The 2,349-nt window shown below is 66.5% G+C and carries 4 protein-coding genes; all 4 read left to right on the forward strand.

Annotation, left to right across the window (positions count from 1 at the left end; genetic code table 11):
• Positions 1-429 (forward strand): cytochrome P450 (locus WAN71_RS14725; RefSeq protein ID WP_422226039.1); only part of this gene is annotated, 429 nt, incomplete at its 5' end.
• A gap of 44 nt (positions 430-473) precedes the next feature.
• Positions 474-1,277: an enoyl-CoA hydratase/isomerase family protein gene (locus WAN71_RS14730; RefSeq protein WP_422226040.1), complete on the forward strand. Its 804-nt coding sequence runs from the start codon at positions 474-476 to the stop codon at positions 1,275-1,277.
• Positions 1,271-1,705 carry a Zn-ribbon domain-containing OB-fold protein gene (locus WAN71_RS14735; protein WP_422226041.1) on the forward strand — a complete coding sequence of 145 codons (435 nt, stop codon included), beginning with the start codon at positions 1,271-1,273 and terminating at the stop codon, positions 1,703-1,705. Before WAN71_RS14730 ends, WAN71_RS14735 begins: the two co-directional genes overlap by 7 nt.
• The coding region (locus WAN71_RS14740) for an SDR family NAD(P)-dependent oxidoreductase (RefSeq protein ID WP_422226042.1) at positions 1,702-2,349 on the forward strand (648 nt) is incomplete at its 3' end. The genes WAN71_RS14735 and WAN71_RS14740, both read left to right, overlap by 4 nt.

Raw genomic sequence — 2,349 nt, forward strand, 5'->3', positions numbered from 1 at the left:
GGACTGCGGATTCTCAGCGCGCACCCTGACCAGCGCGACCGCCTGCTGGCGAACTACGACGACATGGCGCCCGCCGCGGTCGAGGAAATCCTGCGGTACGCCAGCCCGGTGATCCACTTTCGCCGCACGGTGACCCGCGACGGCGTGACGCTGACCGACCCGCAGGGCGAAGTCACCCACACCTTCAACGCCGGCGATAAGGTCGTGGTCTGGTATCCCGCCGCCAACCGCGACCCCGCTGTCTTCGACCAGCCGGAGCGCTTTGACATCGCGCGAAAACCCAACAACCACATCGCCTTCGGCGGCCCGGGACCACACTACTGCCTGGGCGCCCACCTGGCCCGGCTTGAGTTGAACGTAGCGTTCCGCATGCTCTACGCGCGCTACCCAGACATCACCGCGGCCGGCGAACCGGTCATGCTGAGGTAGAACTTCGTCAACGGCATCAAACACCTGAAGGCCAGCTACACACCATGAACACACAAGCGGCGGTGCTGTCCGACGTCGCGGACGGCGTCATGACGATCACCCTGAACCGGCCCGAAGCCGCCAACGCGGTACGTCCCGACGACCGTGATGCGCTCATCGCGTTACTGGCCGCCGCCGACGCCGACGAGAAGGTGCGCGTGGTGGTGCTGCGCGCCAACGGCAAGCACTTCTGCTCCGGCGCCGACGTGGGTTCACTTGTCGAACGACGCGCGCAGGACGAGAAACGAGTGCTGGAGCCGACGCGGCGCATCATGAACGGCGCCCAGAAGCTGGTGGCCAGTGTGCTGGACTGCAACAAACCGGTGATCGCCGCGGTGCACGGCGCGGCGACCGGGCTGGGAGCGCACGTCGTGTACGCCTCCGACCTGGTGATCGCCACCGAAAACGCCTACTTTGCAGAGTCATTCGTCAAGCGCGGACTGGTCGTCGATGGCGGCGGCTGCTATCTACTGCCCCGCCGCATCGGCATGCAGAAGGCCAAGGAGATGGCGTTCTTCGGTGAAAGACTCTCGGCCACCGAGGCATTCACGCTGGGACTGGTGAACCGGGTGGTGAGCGCCGCCGACTTCGACGCGACGGTAGCCGACTTCGCCGGGCGGCTGGCCGGAGCGCCGACTTCCGCGATCGCGTTCACCAAACGGCTGCTCAACGACTCCCCCGACACCGACCGGTCCGGGGCATTCGTCGCGGAGGCGATGGCGCAGGAGATCCAGTCGTATGCGCACGACTCCAAGGAGGGCGTGCAGGCGTTCATCGTGAAGCGTCCCACCGAGTTCACTGGGTGGTGAGGGTGGCTCGCGCTGACATTCCCACCATTGACGCGGCCAGCGCTCCCTACTGGGAGGCCGCCAGGCAGGGTCAATTGCTGATCGCCGAATGCGTGGCGTGCGGCCGAGTGCACCACTACCCACGCCCGTTTTGCCCGCATTGCTGGAGCGAGGACGTGCATCCGGTTGCGGCCAGCGGAGCCGGGACCCTGTACACGTATTCGACTGTGTACGTGAACGATCTGGCGCCCTTCAACGAGCGACTGCCGTATGTGGCCGCGATCGTCGAACTGGCCGAAGGCCCACGGCTGATGACCACGATCGAGGGCGCCGACCCTGACGACCTTCGGGTGGGAATGCCGGTCACCGCCATCTTCCGCCCGGTCGACGACGCCGATCCCGACAGCCCCTATCTGACGGTCTTCACACCAAGCGAGGAGAGCCCATGACCGGACTACTCGACGGCAAGGTCGCCCTGGTGACCGGAGCCGGGCACGGCATCGGCCGCGGCCACGCCCTCGAATTGGCCAGGCACGGCGCCACCGTGATCGTCAACGACCTGGGCACCAGCCTGTCCGGCGAGGGTACCGGCAAGGTGGCCGACGAGGTGGTGGCGATCATCGAAAGCCGCGGTGGCACAGCAGTTTCCGACTTCAGCGACGTCGGCGATGAGGAGCAGGTCGACCTCGCTGTGGAGCGTGCCTACTCGCAGCTGGGCCGGCTGGACATCGTCGTCAACAACGCAGGAATCGTGCGCGACAAGGCGATCTGGAACATGACCGTCGACGACTTCGACCTGGTGATGCGGGTGCACGTCCGCGGCAGCTGGCTCACCAGCCGCGCGGTCGCCCGCAAGTGGCGGGCGGAATCGAAGGAATCCGGCGGAAAGGTCTACGGCCGCATCATCAACACCACGTCCGGCGCCGGTCTGCACGGCCACTTCGGGCAGACCAACTACAGCGCTGCGAAGGCCGCGATCGTCGGACTGACTCAAACCCTGAGCCTGGAGTTGGCGTCGATCGGCGCCACCGTGAATGCGATCAGTCCGGGTGGGCGCACCCGGATGTCGGCATCCATGCCCGGCGCGCAGGCT

Source organism: Mycobacterium sp., assembly GCF_049280035.1.
Classification (GTDB): domain Bacteria; phylum Actinomycetota; class Actinomycetes; order Mycobacteriales; family Mycobacteriaceae; genus Mycobacterium.